Here is a 16,068-nt window from a genome sequence, read left to right on the forward strand (position 1 = left end):
TCACTCTGCCCGGCCCGAGATCTTTTCAAGCTACCAACCTCCAGGGAACCGGCGCCGGGGCCTCCGGATCGGGTTGCCCGTCCGATCACCCACGGATGCCCGCGGACCCTCCTATTCGGGCGAACCAGCAGTCGAACTCGTCGAACCGGGTCGATCGAGCAGATCGGGCAGCCGACGTCACGAGAGGTGTTCCCTTTTGCGCACTCTTGGGCGATAGTGGTCGAAGCTGTGTTTTACAACGTTGTAAACCCTCTCGTGGAGGTCCGATGCGCGGGCGGCTGTCCTGGAAACGCACCCGGTCGGCGATGACCTGGGTGGCCGCGCTGAGCCTGGCCGCGCAGCTCGCCCTCAGCGGCGTCGCGGAAGCGGCCGGGGACTCCTCGCCGCATCCGACACCAGGCGCGGGGACCCACTTCCTCGACCACGCCGCCGCCCTCGCCGGGTACTCGGATCCCGCCTGGTACGAAGCGAACATCCCGTTCGTTGACCTGCCCGACGCCACCATGCAGAGCGTCTACTACTACCGCTGGCGCGTCTACAAGGAGCACTTGCGCTACACCAACCCCACCGACGGCTGGATCTCGACGGAGTTCCTCGACTGCTGCGGGTACGCCGCGCCCTACCAGGCGATCGACGCCGCCGCCGGGCACCAGCTGACCGAGGGGCGCTGGCTGCGCGATCCGAGCTACGGCCAGGACTACCTCAAGTTCTGGCTGACCGGCCCCGGCGCGGGCCCCAAGCCCGCCACCGACGACGTCAACGCCGACACGACCGACTGGGCGCACGAGTACAGCGTCTGGCTGGCCACCTCGGCCTACGGCCAGGCCCAGGTGACCGGGGACTTCGCGCCGTTGCGTCAGCTGCTCCCGGCGCTCGTGCGCCAGTACCGCGGCTGGGACAAGCAGTTCGACCCCGGCCTCGGCCTCTACTGGTCGGTGCCGGTCTGGGACGCCATGGAGTTCTCGGCCTCCTCCTACGAATCCGCCGAGCCCTACCACGGCGGCGCCGGCTACCGGCCGACGCTCAACTCCTACCAGTACGGCGACGCCGTCGCGATCAGCCGCATCGCGGACTCGGTCGGCGACCACCGGCTCGCCGCCGAGTACGCCCAGCGCGCCACCCGGGTGCAGGCCGCGATGCAGAAGTGGCTGTGGGACCCGGAACGCGGCTTCTACTACGCCATGGCCCGCGACGACAACCCGGGCCACCGCCTGTCCGGCAGCCGCGAGCAGATCGGCTACCTGCCCTGGACGTTCGGCGCCGCCGGCCCGGCCGACACCACCGCCTGGTCCCAGCTGCTCGACCCCCAGGGGTTCGCGAGCGCCTACGGCCCGACCACGGCCGAGCGCCGCAGCCCGTTCTTCATGAAGGACGCCGGTTCGTGCTGCCGCTGGGACGGACCGAGCTGGCCCTTCGCCACCTCCCAGACCCTGACCGGCCTCGCCAACCTGCTGGACGACCACCCGGCCCAGCGCACGGTGTCCAAAGAGGACTACGCCGCCGCGCTGGGCACCTACGCCCGGACCCAGACCAGGAACGGCAAGCCCTACGTCGCCGAGGCGCACGACCCGGACCGGGACGCGTGGATCTACGACGGGCAGAACCACAGCGAGGACTACAACCACTCCACCTACACCGACCTGGTGCTGTCCGGGCTGCTCGGCCTGCGCCCGCAGTCCGGCGACACCCTCGAGGTCAAGCCGCTCACCCCGGCCGGCTGGGACCACTTCGCCGCCGAGAACGTGCCCTACCACGGACACAACGTCAGCGTGCTGTGGGACCGCGACGGCAAGCACTACGGGCAGGGCGCCGGGATGCGCCTCTACGTCGACGGAAAGCTCGTCCAGCGCTCCGCGACGCTGCGCAACACCACCATCGACGTCGGGCGCACTGTGGTGCCCCAGCGGGACGACCTCGTCAACGACGCCGCCAACCCGCTCCGCACCGGCTACCCGCGGCCGATCACCTCCTACACCTGGCCGAACGACAACGCGTGGAACGCGCTCGACGGCAAGGTCTTCTACAGCGAGGTGCCCGAGAACACCCGCTGGACCAACTACGGTTCACCGAACCCGAGCGACTTCTACGGCGTCGACTTCGGTGCGCCCACGCCGGTCGGCGACATCCGCTGGAGCGGGTACGACGACGGCGGCGGCGTCCGACCGGCCGCGGCCTACAGCCTGCAGTACTGGACCGGCTCGGCCTGGCAGGACGTCCCCGGCCAGGTCCGCGCGCCGGCGAGCCCGGTGGGCAACGGCGTCAACCGCGTCACCTTCCCCACGCTCACCACGAGCAAGGTCCGGCTGGTGTTCACCAACCCGCCGGGCGCGTTCGTCGGCGTCACGGAGCTGCAGTCCTGGACGCCGTCGAGCCCGGACGCGCGGGTCGCCGTCGGGCCCGCCAACGCCAACGGCGTCGTCCTCGTCGGCCGGAGCACCCCGCTGACTGTCACGGTGCGCAACACGACGTCCAGCCCGCTGGTCTCACCGCGGGTGAGCCTCGCCGTGCCGGCCGGCTGGGCGGTCACGCCGGCCGGACGGCCCGCCGCCGCGATCCCGCCCGGGCAGTCCCGGACGTCGGCGTTCACCCTGACGGCGCCACCGGACGCCGAACCGGGCGGTGCGGCGACGCTGACCGCGACCGCGTCCTACCGCGGGCCCGGCGGCCGGACGGAAACCACGCACCAGCGCCAGAACCTGCAGATCCCCCACCCGGCCGGGCAGCACGACCCGGTCGGCGCGTGGAGCCTCGACGAGGGCAGCGGCACCGTCGCCCACGACAGCGCGGGCGGCCACGACGCCGCCCTGACCGGCGCGCCCGCGTGGGTCCCCGGCGTGACCGGCACCGCCCTGCAGCTGGACGGCTCGAGCCAGTACGGGCAGACGAGCGGGCCGGTGCTGGACACCACCGGGAACTACTCGGTCAGCGCGTGGGTCCGGCTGGACCGCACGGGATCGTGGGCCACCGCCGTCAGCCAGGACGGCGACCCGAGCAGCGGTTTCTACCTCCAGTACTCCGCGGCCGACGACCGGCTGGCCTTCTCGACCAGCGCGGGCCGGGCCCTGGCGGACGTCGCCCCGCAGCCGTGCCGCTGGTACCGGCTGGTCGGCGTGCACGACGCCGACGCGGGCACCTACGTGCTCTACGTCGACGGCGTGGCGCAGGCCAAGACCTGGAGCCAGGCGACCGGGGACGCGTCGCCCGGCCCGCTGGCCATCGGCCGCGCCGTCTCCGGCGGGCAGCACAGCGACCTGTGGCCGGGCAGCGTCGACGACGTCGAGGTGTGGAACCGGGCCCTGACCGCGGCCGACGTCACCGGCGGGACGAACCTCAGGCGTCCGGCTCCAGCGGGGCCGTGAGTTCGAGCTGGATGCCGTCGGGGTCGGTGATCGACAGCACCGCGATGCCGAACGGCGCCAGCTCGGCGAGTTCGCCGTGCTCGTGCCCGCCGGCGGCGCAGCGGTCGCGGATCTCGGCCAGCTCGGCACGGCCGCCGACCGAGAAGCTGACGTGGTCGAGGCCGACGCGCAGCGGGTCGAACCGGTCGCCGGCCCGGCGCCGCGGGTCGTCGCAGGGCCGGAGCCCGAGCTGCAGCTGCCCGTTGGTCAGCACGATCCCGCCCTGCAGGTTGTGGACCATCAGCCAGTGGTCCGGATCGTCCTGGGGCGGCACCGTGTCCACGGCCACCGAGAAGCCCAGCACGCGGGTGTAGAACTCCCGCGCGCGGGCGACGTCGGTGACGGTCAGCCGGATGTGGTGGACCGCGCCGGCCGCCGCCGTCACGCGGTGCCCCGGGCCAGGAACGCCAGCAGCGCGTCGTTGAACTCCTGGGCGTGGGAGGCGTTGATCGCGTGCGGGCCACCCTTGATCACGACCAGTTCACTGTCCTCGAGGGACTCCGCCGAACGCTTGCCGCTGACCTCGAAGGGCACGATCGCGTCCGCGTCACCGTGGATCACCAGGGTGGGCACGCCGATCTTGGCGATGTCGGCGCGGAAGTCCGTGCGGCCGAACGCCGCGATGCAGTCGAGGGTGCCCTTCGGCGACGCGAACGCCGCGATCTCCTGGGCGTACGCGCGCTGGTCCTCGCTCACGAGCAGCTTGCCGTTGGCGCTGAAGAAGTCCGTGGTGAACTGCTTCAGGAACGCCAGGCGGTCGCCGCGGACGCCGGCTTCGAACTGGCCGATCGTCGCGTCGTCGAGACCGCCGTCCGGGTTGTCGTCGCTCTGGTATAGGTACGGCGGGACGGCCGCCGCGAGCACGGCCTTGGCGACCCGGCCGGCCCCGTGCGTGGCGAGGTGGCGGACGACCTCGCCGCCGCCCATCGAGAAGCCGACCAGCGTGACCTCACGCAGGTCCAGGTGGGTGAGCAGCGTTTCGAGGTCGGCGGCGAAGGTGTCGTAGTCGTAGCCGCCCCACGGCTGTGAGGACCGGCCGAAACCGCGCCGGTCGTAGGTGATGACGCGATAGCCCGCGTCGACGAGCGCCGGCACCTGCGCTTCCCAGGAGCGGCCGCTGAGCGGCCAGCCGTGGATCAGCACGACCGGCTTCCCGGTGCCGTGGTCCTCGTAGTACAGGTTGATCGGCGCGGAGTTCTCGTGGCCGACGGTCACGCTGGGCATCTGTCCTCCCGACGGTAGAAATTACCTCGTCCACAATTCGAGTGCCCGCAACTCATCTGCCTCAAACACCGCGAGCACCGTTGGTCGTTCGGGGCGGACCCCGCACCGGATTGGCGTCAGCAGTCGTCCTTCGCCGCGTCGCGGACGACGAGCAGGCTGGTGAGACCGGTGCCGTGCACCTCGGAAGGCAGGTTGCCGGGCACGCCTTCCAGCTGGTTCGCCTCGCGGGCTGGTGCCGGCCGCCAGGACGGCCGAGGTGACCACCCAGGTCGCCGGGCCCTGCCCCGTGAACGGCTGGAACTGGTCCTGCACAGCGGAGACGAACCCGACACCGGGGCCGAGCACGGTCACCATGGCGGCGAAAACGGTCCCCTACCGGGGCTCCCGTCAGCCGATCACGAAGACGTCGGACACCGCCGTGAACGGCTCGATGCGGCCCGCCGGGTCCTTCGCGTCGCCGTGGTAGCGGATGCGGTGCGGGCCGGTCGTGCCGGGTGGGATGTCCCAGGTGATCCGCACGACCGGGCCGGTGCCCTTGCCGCGTGACCAGTGGAACTTCGTGGACCAGTCGCCGTCGTCGGCGATCGTGTGCCAGGCTCCGTCCACTTCGGACTCGACCGTCAGGTACGTACTGCCGCGGCGGAGGTCGTTGTTCGGGTTGGCGGCCACGAAACTGACGCCAGCCTGCTCGCCGGGGTGGTAGCTCGGCGCGGGCTGGGTCAGGACCCGGCCGGGCGACGGGCCGTCCACGGTCTTGTCCTCGGCGGGCCGGATCCGGCCGGAGTGGCCGGGTTCCGGCGTGCCCCGGTCCACCGGCGTCCCGTCGCGCAGGGCGACGGCCAGCCTCGACGCGGTCTGCCGCAGGGCGTCGAGCTGCCAGCGCCCGAACAGCGTGCTGCCGCCCTCGTACCGCTGGGCCTCGTACTCCTCCGGCGTGGTCACGTAGTGGAAGTAGCCGTTGCTGTAGCCTGCGACCAGCACGTTCTCGAGGTCGGCGCCCACGAGCTCGGCGACCGTGCGGCGCAACCGGAGGCCGGCCACGATCGTGACCTCGCCGGGGATCCCGATCAAGTACAACGGGCCGACGCGCAGCAGCTGCACCGGGAACCGGGTGGCGATGAACGGGCGCAGCCGGTTGAGCAGGCGGCCCGGCAGCGCCATTCCCTTGGGCGCCTGGGCATCCCGCAGTCCGGGGGCGAGCCGGTACAGCACCGCGGACAGCGCGTCCCAGAAGGGGTTGCGCTGCTGGCGGAACCCGGCGAAGCCCTTGCCTTCGTCGGTGCCGGCCAGCGCCGCGGCGCCGCCGATCGGGCCGCGGGTCCGGTGGGCGCGCCCGTCACCGCAGAACTCCGCCGAGACGGCCGTCGCGGACAGGTCGACGTGGGTCAGCCGGTGGTCCACCCCGCCGCGCACCGGAACACCGGGTTGCTTCAGCAGCGAGGCCGCGGCCGCGTACTGGCGCAGGCCGATGATCCGGGTGTTCTCGAACTCGTCGCCGGTCGGGCCGCTGCCGGGCCGCCCGCCGACGTTCGGCGACATGTCCCCGGCGTTGGTCTGCGCGAACGCGGCGACGAAGCCCGGCGGCGCCGGTGCGAGGTAGTCGCCGCCCTCGACCTCGCGTTCCCAGTGCAGCGCCGCGTATCCCTTGTTGTCCGAGCTGATCAGCAGGTTCCGGTTGGTCATGCTGGTGCCGTGGGTGGCGAACCAGTTGATCACCCCGACGACCCGGCCGTCGCGCTCGACGCGCAGCACCGTCGTCTGCGGGTCGACGCCGTCGGGGAAGAACTCCCGGTCCGCCCGCGGGTTGCGGTCGAACGCCACGCGCGACCGGTTGGTGCTGGCGTCGCGGAGCTCCCCGTGCGCCAGCGTCAGGTCGGCGGGTGCGAGGTCGGCGTGCGCCCGCTCGACGGCTTCGGTGATGCCGTCGACGATCGCGGTGAACGTCTTGGGGTGGAACCCGTTGGACAGGTTGTAGAGGTGGTGGTGCCCGTAGCCGCCAGGGCCGCAGTGCGTGTGGGTCACGGTGATCATGACGTTGGACTCGGTGTACCGGTCGTCCAGGCGGGCCAGCACCGCGCGGTGCACGCTCGGGAACATCAGCGGCAGGTCGCAGACGATCAGCAGCACCCGGCGCGCGCCGTCGTCGATGACGAAGGCCCGCGCGCGCAGTCGCGTGTGGAGCCCGGCGCTGCGCTGCCAGGACTTGCCGTAGCCCATCAGTTCGCAGCCGGCGGCCTCGCCGGTGATGTCGGCGATCCCGCGGCCGACCAGGAAGTCCCTGTCCGTCAACGGCTGTCCCCTCCCGGTGGCTGCGCGGTCGCCCGCCTCGCTCCGGACGGTACTGTGCGCTGGTGACCGAGCCAGGACCGGACCGCGCCCTCAAGGGGCTGCGCAAGGAACCCCAGCAGGCCCGCAGCCGCGCGCGGGTGCGGGCGATCGTCGCCGCGGCCGACCGGATCCTGGCCGGCGAAGGCGTCGAGGCGCTGACCATCCGCCGGATCGCCGACGGCGCCGGCGTGCCGACCGGCACGGTCTACCAGTTCTTCGAGGACAAGGCCGCGGTGCTGTCGGCGCTGGCGCAGCACTACATGGACAGCTTCGGCGAGACCATGGCCGAGGCGGTCGAAGCGGCGTCCCGCGCGCCGCTGGCGGACCTGGTCGACATCGTCTTCGACCGGTTCGTCGAGCGGTACCGGCAGAACCCGGGTTACGTCGCGATCTGGACGGGCCGCCACCTCAGCCCCGAGCTGCTGCGCGCCGACGACGCGAACAACGACCTGCTGGCCGAGAGCATCCGGCGGATCCTGCTCGCGCGCTCCGACGTCGTCGACGGACCGCCGCTCGCGCTCGCCTGCCGGGCGGCCGTCCGGGTGGCGGACGCCTTGCTGCAGCTGGCGTTCCGGATCGACCCCCACGGCGATCAGGACACTTTGGACGAGGCCAAGCGCCTCGATCGGCTCTACGTCGACGAGATCGTCACCAGCCCCCGCTTCCGCTAGCACCCCGGTCACCGCTGGGGTCCGGCGGCCAGCGCCTGGTGGATCAAGCCGGCCTCGGCCTGCATCCCGGCCAGGACCGGGTGGTAGGCGACGGCTTTGACCAGGTTCGTGTATTGGCCGTTGACCCAGGCGGCGCTGCCCGCGCACGCGTCGTGGCCCAGCGACGGGCCGTAGGTGTCGACGTAGGTCGCGCCGGTCTTCTTCGCGGCCTTGGCCAGGGCGGCGTTGAGGGTGCGCTCGACGCCGTCGAACCAGCGGTAGTCGCCGTCGGCGAAGGGGATCTGGTCCGGGCAGTACCCGCTCGGCGGGACCAGCCGCGGATAGCCGACCAGGACGATCTTGGCGCCGGGCGAAAGCGCGCGGGCGCCTTTGACGACCTTCTCCAGGTTCCGTTCGGTGCCGGTGATCGCGGCGGTGAGGGTTTCGACGCCGTTGACGGTGAAGTGCTCCCGGCACGGCGAGCCGGTCGGGTCGGCGGCACGCAGGCCGGGGCAGGTGTAGATCATCGACCCGAACACGCTGGCGTCGTTGCCGCCGATCCCGATGGTCACCAGGTCGGTGTCCGGGGTCAGGGCGTCGAACTGCGGGTATTCGTAGGTGATCGGCGCGTCTTCGCTGGGCACGGTCTGCTGTCGCGTCATGTTCGTCGTGTCCGCCGAGGAGCAGCTCACGTCGGTGAACGCGCCCGGGGTGGCGTAGATGCCGAGCCGGGTGGCCAGCCACGACGGGTAGTTGTTGTTCGACCGGAAGCACCAGCTCGCCGACTGCCACGGGATCAGCGGCCCGGCGGTGTAGGAGTCGCCCAGCGCGACGTAGTGGCGGAACGCCGGAGCCGGCGCGGCGCTCGCCACCCCCGCACCGGTCACAGTGGCCACCGCCAGCGCGGCGGCGAGGACGATCCGGGACACCTTCATGGGCACCTCGTTACCTCGGAGTCGGAGCGAAGGTAACTGTGAATCACGTTCATGTTTTCGTCAAGCCGGCCTGACCCGGGCGTCCCCCGGCGGGATCGACGGCGCCCGGGGAAGATTTCTCCGGGGCCGTGTCGATTCCCGGGTCGCCCGTTCGACCAGGGGGCGTGAGGCCGGCAGGCGGCCTGACCGGAACGAGGAGCACACGATGTCGAAGTACATGCTGATCATGCGGGGCACCGACGAGTCCAACGCGGCCATGATGGCCGACATCGACCGGGAGATGGCCGCGACCCGGGCGTACATCGAAGACCTGCTCAAGGCCGGGGTGCTGCTCGCGGCCGAAGGACTCGACGACCCGGCCCGCGGTGTCGTGGTCGCCTTCGGCGGCGAGAAGCCGGTGGTCACCGACGGGCCCTACGGGGAGACCAGGGAACTGTTCGGCGGCTACTTCCTGCTCGACGTCTCCTCCCAGGAAGAGGCCGTCGAGTGGGCCACGCGGATGCCCGCCGTGGCCGGGTCGAAGATCGAGGTCCGCCGGGTCGCCGGCGACGACGAGGTCCCGCAGGGCGGCGAGGCGGCCGGGGTCGAGAACGCCGGTCGCGACTGATGGGACCGGCCGACGTCGAGGCCGTGTGGCGGATCGAGTCGGCGCGGATCGTGGCCGCGCTGACCCGGTTCACCGGCGACTTCGGGCTCGCCGAGGACGCCGCCCAGGAGGCGGTGGCCGAGGCGCTGGTGTCCTGGCCCCAGGCCGCGCCGGCCAGCCCGGTCGGCTGGCTGATGGCCACGGCCCGGCGGCGGGCCATCGACACGATCCGCCGCCGGGCCGCCCTGCGGGACCGCTACGCCCTGCTCGCGACCGAGGACGAGGTAACCGAGGTTTCCGAGGACGACGCCGACCCCGACCGGATCGACGACGACGTCCTGAAGCTGATGTTCATCAGCTGCCACCCGGTCCTCTCCCCCGAGGCCCGGGTGGCGCTGACCCTGCGCGTGGTCGGCGGTCTGTCCAGCGAGGAGATCGCCCGCGCGTTCCTGGTGTCCGTGCCGACCGTGCAGGCCCGCATCACCCGCGGCAAGAAGACGATCGCGGCGGCCGGGGTGCCGTTCGAGCTGCCGCCGGCCGGCGAACGCAAGCAGCGGCTGGGCGGCGTGCTCAGCGTCCTCTACGTGATCTTCTCCGAGGGCTCGACGGCCACCTCGGGTGACCGGCTGGTGCGCCCCGACGTCGCGTACGAGGCGATCCGGCTGGCCCGCACGCTGGCCGCGCTGCAGCCGGCCGAGCCGGAGGTGCACGGCCTGCTCGCGTTGTTCGAGCTGACGGCCGCGCGCTTCCCGGCCCGGACCGCCCCGGACGGCGCGCCGATCCTGCTCGAGGACCAGGACCGGCGGCGGTGGGACTTCTCGGCGATCCGCCGCGGGCTGGCCGCGCTGGCCCAGGCGTCACCGCGCGGGCTCGGCCCCTACGGCCTGCAGGCCGCGATCGCCGCCGTCCACGCGTCGGCGCCGTCGGTGGCGGCGACGGACTGGGACCGGATCGTGCTGCTCTACGAGGCGCTGGGCCGGGTCGCGCCCTCACCGGTGGTCGAGCTCAACCGGGCCGTCGCCGTGGCCATGGCGTCGGGTCCGGCGGCGGGCCTGGCCATTGTGGACGAACTGATCGTCACGGACCGGCTCCCGGGTTCGCACCTGGTCCCGACCGTGCGCGGCGAGCTGCTGACCCGGCTCGGCCGGCGGCCGGAGGCGCGGGCCGAGCTGGAGCTGGCGGCCCGGCTGTGCACCAACGAGCGGGAACGCTCGGTGCTGCTGGGCAAGGCGGCCGCGCTGGGCTGACCCGGGCGAAGGTTGCGATTCCTCGTGACCGGGCCGTCCCGGCCGGGCCGTGAGCGGTGGATTCACAGAGTTCTCCCAGAAGCACTCAGGAACTCACCGGACCGGCCGGGCACGCTCGCCGCATGACCACGATCGACGTACGGGGCCTGACCAAGCGGTACGGGCCCGACACCGTGGTGGACGACCTCTCGTTCACCGTCGAACCCGGGCAGGTGACGGGTTTCCTCGGCCCCAACGGCGCCGGCAAGTCCACGACCATGAAGATGATCCTGGGCCTGGCGGCGCCGACCCGGGGCTCGGCCACCATCGGCGGCCGCCGCTACGCCGGCCTCCCCGCGCCGCTCACCGAGGTGGGCGCGCTGCTCGACGCCGGTGCCGTCCACGGCGGCCGGACGGCCCGCGACCACCTGCTGGCCCTCGCGGTCAGCAACGGTCTCCCCCGCCGCCGGGTCGGCGAGGTGCTCGCGCGGACCGGGCTGGAGGACGTCGCCGGCAAGCGGGCCGGCGGGTTCTCCCTCGGCATGCGGCAGCGGCTCGGCATCGCCGCGGCCCTGCTCGGCGACCCGCGGGTGCTGATCTTCGACGAGCCGGTCAACGGCCTCGACCCCGAAGGGATCCGCTGGATCCGGGACTTCATGCGGTCGCTGGCCCGCGACGGCCGGGCGGTGCTGGTGTCCAGCCACCTCATGAGCGAGATGGCGCAGACCGCCGACCACCTGGTCGTCATCGGCCGGGGCCGGCTGATCGCCGACACCGGGGTCGGCGAGCTGATGCGCGCGGGCGGCGCGGGGACCGTGCTCGTCCGCACGCCCGATCCGGGTTTCGCGCACCGGCTCACCGCCGCCGGGGCCACCGTGCGGGACGGGCTCGAGTCCTCGCTCGTCGTCTCCGGCCTGACCAGCGCGGAGATCGGCAAGCTCGCCGCCTACCACGGTGCCGCGCTCAGCGAGCTCACCCCGCAGCGCGCCTCGCTGGAGGACGCCTTCATGGAGCTGACCAAGGACAGCGTCGAGTACCAGGGAGTCACCGCATGAGCGCGCTCGCCACGAAAACGACCTTCGGCCACGCCGTGCACGCCGAATGGGTCAAGCTCCGCAGCCTGCGCTCCACCTGGTTCACGCTGGCGACCCTGTTCGTGGTCGGGCTCGGCATCACCGCCCTCACCGCGAACGCCGCCGGGAAGGAGTACGCGAGCGCGACGCTCGCGGACCAGCAGACCTGGGATCCGGCCGGGCGCAGCCTGATGTCGTACGTCGTCGCCCAGCTGGTCCTCGGGGTGCTCGGCATCCTGATCGTCACCGCGGAGTTCGCGACCGGGCTGATGCAGACGTCGCTCATCGCGACGCCGCGCCGGCACCGGACGCTGGCGGCCAAGGTGGTGGTGGCCGCGGCCGTCGCCGCGGTGGCCGGGCAGGCGCTGATGTTCGCCGCTTTCTTCGTCGGGCAGGCGGTTTTCGCCCTGCAGGACGCGCCGGACGCGAGCCTCGGCGATCCCGGTGTGCTTTCCGCCGTGACGGGCGGCGGCGTCTACCTGACGGCGATCGCGCTGCTCGCGGTCGGTCTCGGCGTGCTCGCGCGGGCCACGGCGGGCGCGTTCGCCACGCTGGTGGGCATCGTCTTCCTGATCCCCGGGATCGCGGGGGCGTTCCCCGGCTGGTTCCAAGGTCTCTTCCGCTTCTGGCCGACGCTGGGCGCGGCCGAGGTCCTCAAGACGGTGCCCGATCCCGGGTTCCCGCACCCGTGGCTGAACCTGGGCGGCCTGTGCCTCGGCGTCGCCGCCGTGCTGGCCGTCGCGTTCGCGGTCTTCCGGCGCCGGGACGTCTGATGCGCGACGTCCGCCGGGGCCTGGGCGCGGCGGCCGCTGCCCTGCTCGTGATGGCCGGTGTCGCGCTGGCCGCGCTGCTGCTGCTCGGCGCCGGCCGCTTCGGCGACCTCACGGCGCTGACCGCGACGGTCGTCGCCCTGGCCGTGGGCGGCTCGGCGGACGTCGTCGCGACCCCGTCCGGCGCGCTGCCGATCGCCGTCCACGGCGCCGTCGACGTCATGCTGCTGGGCGTCTCCCTGGCGGGCGCGGTGGTGCTCGGGGCGCTGGTGCTGCGGCACGGCCGGGACGGGCTGGCCGTCCGCGCCGCGACGGCAGCCGTCGCGGCTGTGGCGGGAGTAACCACGATCTCGTTACTGCCAAGGGGAAATCTGGCGCTGCGACTGCCGGGCGGCTCGGGTGGCGGCTCTGTCTGCGGGCCCGCCACGGGAGCGGTCTCGCGGTTCGGCGGCGCGGTCGACGCCGGGTTCTCCGCGGCCGTCCTGCCGACGCTGGCGGCCGCGGCGGCCTGGGCGCTCGTGGTCGTCGGGGCAGCTGCGCTCGTGGTGCGGTTCCCGGCCGCCGTGCCGGGATTACGCGTCACCGCAACGGTCTTCGGGGTGGTCACCGCCGGCGGCGTGCTCTTCGCGTGGGTGTTCGGCGGTGCGCCGGCGGCCGGTGCCGTGCTGCTCGTCCTGCCGCAGGCGGTGTCCGGCGCGCTGCTGCTCGGGCTCGGCGTGCCGTGGACCCTGACGTCCGACGGCGTGCTTTCCTGCACCCTCAACGGGATCGAGCCTGGTGGCGTGTGGATCTGGGTGCCGGTGGTGGCGCTGGTGACGTGCGCCGTCATCGTCGCCGCGCGGTCCAGCCCCGGGCGCCCGCTGCGCCGCGCCGGGGTGTTCGCCGTGGTGACGGGTGTCGCGCCGGCGGTCGTGACGCTGCTGTCCCGGGTGTCCGTCGACCTCGACGTCACGGCGTTCGGGCTGTCGATCCCGATCCTCGACGCGCGGCTGTCGGCGAATCCCCTGCTCGCCTTGGCGGCCGGCGCGGCGGCGGGGTTCGCGAGTGGCCTGCTCGCCGGCGCGATCTCCGTATCCTCGCGGGCATGGAAGCGATGACGCCCGGGCGGCTGCTGGTGGTCGACGACGAAGCCACCGTCCGCGAGCTGCTCTCCGCCGCGCTGCGGTTCGCCGGCTTCGAGGTGACCTCCGCGGCGACGGCGGGCGAGGCCGTCGCCGCGGCCACCGCGCAGCCCCCGGACCTGGTGCTGCTCGACGTCATGCTGCCGGACATGGACGGCTTCGAGGTCGTCCGGCGATTGCGTGAGCGGCACGCCCCGGTGCCCGTCCTGTTCCTCACCGCGCGCGACCGCCAGGCCGACAAGGTCACCGGCCTGTCGCTCGGCGCCGACGACTACGTGACGAAACCCTTCGACCTGGCGGAGCTGATCGCGCGGATCCGCGCGATCCTCCGCCGGACCACCGGCCAGCAGGCCGGCGTGCTGACCGTGGGCGCCCTCGCCCTCGACGCCGAAGGGCACCAGCTGACGCGCGAGGGGCGGCCCGTGCGCGTCTCCGCCACCGAGTTCCGGCTGCTGCGCTACCTGATGGAGAACGCCGGGCGCGTGGTGTCGAAGGCGCAGATCCTCGACCGGGTGTGGCGCTACGACTTCGGCGGCGACGCCAGCATCGTCGACACCTACATCTCCTACCTGCGACGGAAGGTCGACACCGAGGAGCCCAAGCTGATCCACACCGTGCACGGCGTGGGCTACGTGCTGCGGGAGCCCCGGCGGTGAAGCGGCTTTCGCTGCGGGCCAGGCTGTTGCTGCTCACCGCGGGCCTGCTGCTGGCCGGGCTCGCGCTGATCGGCGCGGTCGTCTCCGACCACGTCGAGCGCTACCAGCTCGACCGCCTCGACGGCCAGCTGCGGTCGCTGACCGAGCTGATCTCCCGGGTGCCGGCCGCCGGGCCGCCCGGGCTGAAGAACACGAGCGCCCGCCCCGAACTCCTCGATCCCGCTCTCGATCTGTTCGGCACGCCGTACCTGGTCTACCTCGACGCCGACGGCTCGGTGGCGGGTGGCCTCCACTCCTCCCGGCTCGACGCCGCCGCGCTGCCCGCCCCCGGTGCGCTGCGCACGATCCCGGCCGACGGGTCCGCGGTGGACCTGCCGGCCGCCGACGGCTCGGGACGCTGGCGCGCCGTCGCCCGGCCGACCGTCGGCTGGGCCGGGACGGTGCTCGCGGCCGCGCCGCGCACCGAGGCCGACGCCACGATCGCCCAGCTGCGGTCGAGCAGCCTGATCGGCGGGGCCGTGCTGCTCGTCCTGCTGACCGCCGTCGGCTGGTTCGCCCTCGGCCGGGGCCTGCGGCCGCTGCGCCGGATCGAGCACACGGCGGCCGCGATCGCCGAGGGCGACCTCACCCGGCGCGTCCCCGTCCTCGCCTCGCCCGGGACGGAGATCGGGCACCTCGCGGCGTCGCTCAACACCATGCTCGGCCAGCTCGAACGGGCCTTCGCCGACCGGTCCGCGTCCGAGGCCCGGATGCGCGACTTCGTCTCGGACGTCAGCCACGAGCTGCGGACGCCGCTGTTCGGCATCAAGGGCTCCACCGAGCTCTACCGGATGGGCGCGCTGCCCGAGCGGGCCGACGTCGACGAGGTGATGCGCCGCATCGACCGCGACGCCACCCGGCTCACCGCCCTCACCGAGGACCTGCTGCTGCTCGCCCAGCTCGACGAGGCACCCGAAAGCCAGCTCGACCGGGCGCCGATGGACCTGCGCACCCTCGCCGGCGACGCCCGGCACGACCTGCGTGCCCTCGACCCGTCCCGGCCGGTCGAGCTCACCGGGCCGGGCGGGGCGGGCTTACCCGGCCCCGCGCCGGTGCACGCCGACGAAGCGCGGCTGCGGCAGGTCGTCACCAACCTCGTGGGCAACGCCGCCGCCCACACCCCGCCGGGCACGCCGGTCCGCATCGGCGTCGGCACGGTCGACGGCCGGGCCGTGCTCGAAGTGGCGGACCGGGGCCCGGGCCTGACCACCACCCAGGCGGGCCGCGTCTTCGACCGCTTCTACCGCGCCGACCGGGCCCGGACCCGCTCGGGCGGCGCCGACGCCGGGCTCGGCCTGGCCATCGCGCGCTCCCTGGCCCGGGCCCACGGCGGCGACGTCGAACTGGAGACCGCACTGGGCGAAGGGGCGTGCTTCCGGCTCACGCTGTCACGGTCCGAGTGACTGCGGCTTCTCCGCGGGCGGCGTGGCCAGGCTTTGGAAGCACGGCCGCAGCAGGTCGACGATCTGCTCGGGTGACGCGTCCGCGAGGTGCGTGAGGCGCAGCAGGTACCGCTCGGCGACCACGCCGTGGACGATCGCGCTGAGCAGGCTCGCGCGCAGGTCGGCGTCCGGCGTCGGGATCGCCTCGGTGAGCTGGTTGAGCTGCGGCTCCCCGGCGGCCCGGTAGCGATCGGCGGCGTCGGCGTTCGTGAGCATCGAGCGCAGGACCGCCAGGGACGCCGTCGGCTCGTCGGTCAGGCGCCGGCCCAGCGACGTGAGCAGCGCTTCGGCCACCTCGTCCGCCGTGCCACCGGGCAGCTCGTCCGCGGGGATCTCGGAAGCGCGGGCGAAGAGCAGGTCCTTGCTGCCGAAGTAGTGCATGACCAGCCCGCCGTCGACCCCGGCGGCCGCCGCGACGGCCCGGATCGTGGTCCGGTCGTAGCCCAGCTCGGCGAAGATCTTGCGGGCCGCGGCGAGGATGCGCTCCTCGCTCTGGCGGCGTTGCTCCGCCCGGGACGGGCGGGCGCTCGGTTCGGTCACGGGTTCATTCTACGGCCGTTGACCCGGCGGGCCACTTCGTTCTACAGTCGTTCAATCAACGAGCGTTCAACGAAATGGAG

The 16,068-nt window shown here is 73.1% G+C and carries 14 protein-coding genes; 9 read left to right on the forward strand and 5 right to left on the reverse strand.

Going from position 1 to position 16,068, the window contains the following annotated elements:
• Window positions 1-266: 266 nt before the first annotated feature.
• Entirely contained in the window at window positions 267-3,359 is a 3,093-nt protein-coding gene (locus OG570_RS37745) for an MGH1-like glycoside hydrolase domain-containing protein (RefSeq protein ID WP_326953615.1), read from the forward strand.
• Here OG570_RS37745 and OG570_RS37750 read toward each other — a convergent pair.
• From OG570_RS37750 to OG570_RS37760, 3 genes are all read right to left on the reverse strand, one after another.
• The gene (locus tag OG570_RS37750; RefSeq protein ID WP_326953616.1) at window positions 3,331-3,783 is read right to left on the reverse strand and encodes a VOC family protein; all 453 of its coding nucleotides are present in this window, start codon (window positions 3,781-3,783) and stop codon (window positions 3,331-3,333) included. The genes OG570_RS37745 and OG570_RS37750 overlap by 29 nt on opposite strands.
• Window positions 3,780-4,622: an alpha/beta fold hydrolase gene (locus OG570_RS37755; RefSeq protein ID WP_326953617.1), complete on the reverse strand. Its 843-nt coding sequence runs from the start codon at window positions 4,620-4,622 to the stop codon at window positions 3,780-3,782. The genes OG570_RS37750 and OG570_RS37755 overlap by 4 nt, the downstream gene beginning before the upstream one ends.
• 387 nt (window positions 4,623-5,009) lie before the next feature.
• The gene (locus OG570_RS37760) at window positions 5,010-6,911 is read right to left on the reverse strand and encodes a neutral/alkaline non-lysosomal ceramidase N-terminal domain-containing protein (protein ID WP_326953618.1); all 1,902 of its coding nucleotides are present in this window, start codon (window positions 6,909-6,911) and stop codon (window positions 5,010-5,012) included.
• A gap of 62 nt (window positions 6,912-6,973) precedes the next feature.
• On the opposite strand from OG570_RS37760, the gene OG570_RS37765 reads away from it, so the two are divergent.
• Window positions 6,974-7,621, forward strand: a complete 648-nt coding sequence (locus OG570_RS37765) for a TetR/AcrR family transcriptional regulator (RefSeq protein WP_247051414.1) — start codon at window positions 6,974-6,976, stop codon at window positions 7,619-7,621.
• Between the two features lie 8 nt (window positions 7,622-7,629).
• Here OG570_RS37765 and OG570_RS37770 read toward each other — a convergent pair whose 3' ends face one another.
• The gene (locus OG570_RS37770; protein WP_326953619.1) at window positions 7,630-8,535 is read right to left on the reverse strand and encodes an SGNH/GDSL hydrolase family protein; all 906 of its coding nucleotides are present in this window, start codon (window positions 8,533-8,535) and stop codon (window positions 7,630-7,632) included.
• Window positions 8,536-8,740: 205 nt separating this feature from the next.
• Here OG570_RS37770 and OG570_RS37775 point away from each other — a divergent pair, with 205 nt between their 5' ends.
• From OG570_RS37775 to OG570_RS37805, 7 genes are all read left to right on the forward strand, one after another.
• Window positions 8,741-9,142, forward strand: coding sequence for a YciI family protein (locus OG570_RS37775; RefSeq protein ID WP_326953620.1), 402 nt, complete (start codon window positions 8,741-8,743; stop codon window positions 9,140-9,142).
• Window positions 9,142-10,368 (forward strand): RNA polymerase sigma factor, encoded by a 1,227-nt coding sequence (locus tag OG570_RS37780; protein WP_326953621.1) that lies wholly within the window; start codon window positions 9,142-9,144, stop codon window positions 10,366-10,368. Before OG570_RS37775 ends, OG570_RS37780 begins: the two co-directional genes overlap by 1 nt.
• A gap of 122 nt (window positions 10,369-10,490) precedes the next feature.
• On the forward strand, window positions 10,491-11,402 hold the full coding sequence (locus OG570_RS37785; RefSeq protein WP_326949231.1) for an ABC transporter ATP-binding protein: 912 nt from the start codon (window positions 10,491-10,493) through the stop codon (window positions 11,400-11,402).
• On the forward strand, window positions 11,399-12,193 hold the full coding sequence (locus OG570_RS37790) for an ABC transporter permease (protein ID WP_326953622.1): 795 nt from the start codon (window positions 11,399-11,401) through the stop codon (window positions 12,191-12,193). The genes OG570_RS37785 and OG570_RS37790 overlap by 4 nt, the downstream gene beginning before the upstream one ends.
• The gene (locus tag OG570_RS37795) at window positions 12,193-13,287 is read left to right on the forward strand and encodes a streptophobe family protein (protein WP_326953623.1); all 1,095 of its coding nucleotides are present in this window, start codon (window positions 12,193-12,195) and stop codon (window positions 13,285-13,287) included. Before OG570_RS37790 ends, OG570_RS37795 begins: the two co-directional genes overlap by 1 nt.
• A complete protein-coding gene (locus OG570_RS37800) occupies window positions 13,284-13,967 on the forward strand; it encodes a response regulator transcription factor (RefSeq protein WP_326960276.1) in 684 nt (227 codons plus the stop codon). The genes OG570_RS37795 and OG570_RS37800 overlap by 4 nt, the downstream gene beginning before the upstream one ends.
• A complete protein-coding gene (locus tag OG570_RS37805; protein ID WP_326953624.1) occupies window positions 13,964-15,409 on the forward strand; it encodes a sensor histidine kinase in 1,446 nt (481 codons plus the stop codon). Before OG570_RS37800 ends, OG570_RS37805 begins: the two co-directional genes overlap by 4 nt.
• Here the strand turns inward: OG570_RS37805 and OG570_RS37810 are convergent.
• Window positions 15,395-15,988, reverse strand: a complete 594-nt coding sequence (locus tag OG570_RS37810) for a TetR/AcrR family transcriptional regulator (RefSeq protein WP_326949227.1) — start codon at window positions 15,986-15,988, stop codon at window positions 15,395-15,397. The genes OG570_RS37805 and OG570_RS37810 overlap by 15 nt on opposite strands.
• Window positions 15,989-16,068 lie beyond the last annotated feature (80 nt).

The sequence above is a fragment of the Amycolatopsis sp. NBC_01286 genome, assembly GCF_035982555.1.
Taxonomy (GTDB): Bacteria; Actinomycetota; Actinomycetes; order Mycobacteriales; family Pseudonocardiaceae; genus Amycolatopsis.

Coding starts and splice junctions, on each gene's coding strand:
- OG570_RS37745 (WP_326953615.1), top strand. CDS start 267: ATGCGCGGGCGGCTGTCCTGGAAACGCACCCGGTCGGCGATGACCTGG.
- OG570_RS37755 (WP_326953617.1), bottom strand. CDS start 4,622: ATGCCCAGCGTGACCGTCGGCCACGAGAACTCCGCGCCGATCAACCTG.
- OG570_RS37770 (WP_326953619.1), bottom strand. CDS start 8,535: ATGAAGGTGTCCCGGATCGTCCTCGCCGCCGCGCTGGCGGTGGCCACT.
- OG570_RS37775 (WP_326953620.1), top strand. CDS start 8,741: ATGTCGAAGTACATGCTGATCATGCGGGGCACCGACGAGTCCAACGCG.
- OG570_RS37780 (WP_326953621.1), top strand. CDS start 9,142: ATGGGACCGGCCGACGTCGAGGCCGTGTGGCGGATCGAGTCGGCGCGG.
- OG570_RS37785 (WP_326949231.1), top strand. CDS start 10,491: ATGACCACGATCGACGTACGGGGCCTGACCAAGCGGTACGGGCCCGAC.
- OG570_RS37790 (WP_326953622.1), top strand. CDS start 11,399: ATGAGCGCGCTCGCCACGAAAACGACCTTCGGCCACGCCGTGCACGCC.
- OG570_RS37795 (WP_326953623.1), top strand. CDS start 12,193: ATGCGCGACGTCCGCCGGGGCCTGGGCGCGGCGGCCGCTGCCCTGCTC.
- OG570_RS37800 (WP_326960276.1), top strand. CDS start 13,284: ATGACGCCCGGGCGGCTGCTGGTGGTCGACGACGAAGCCACCGTCCGC.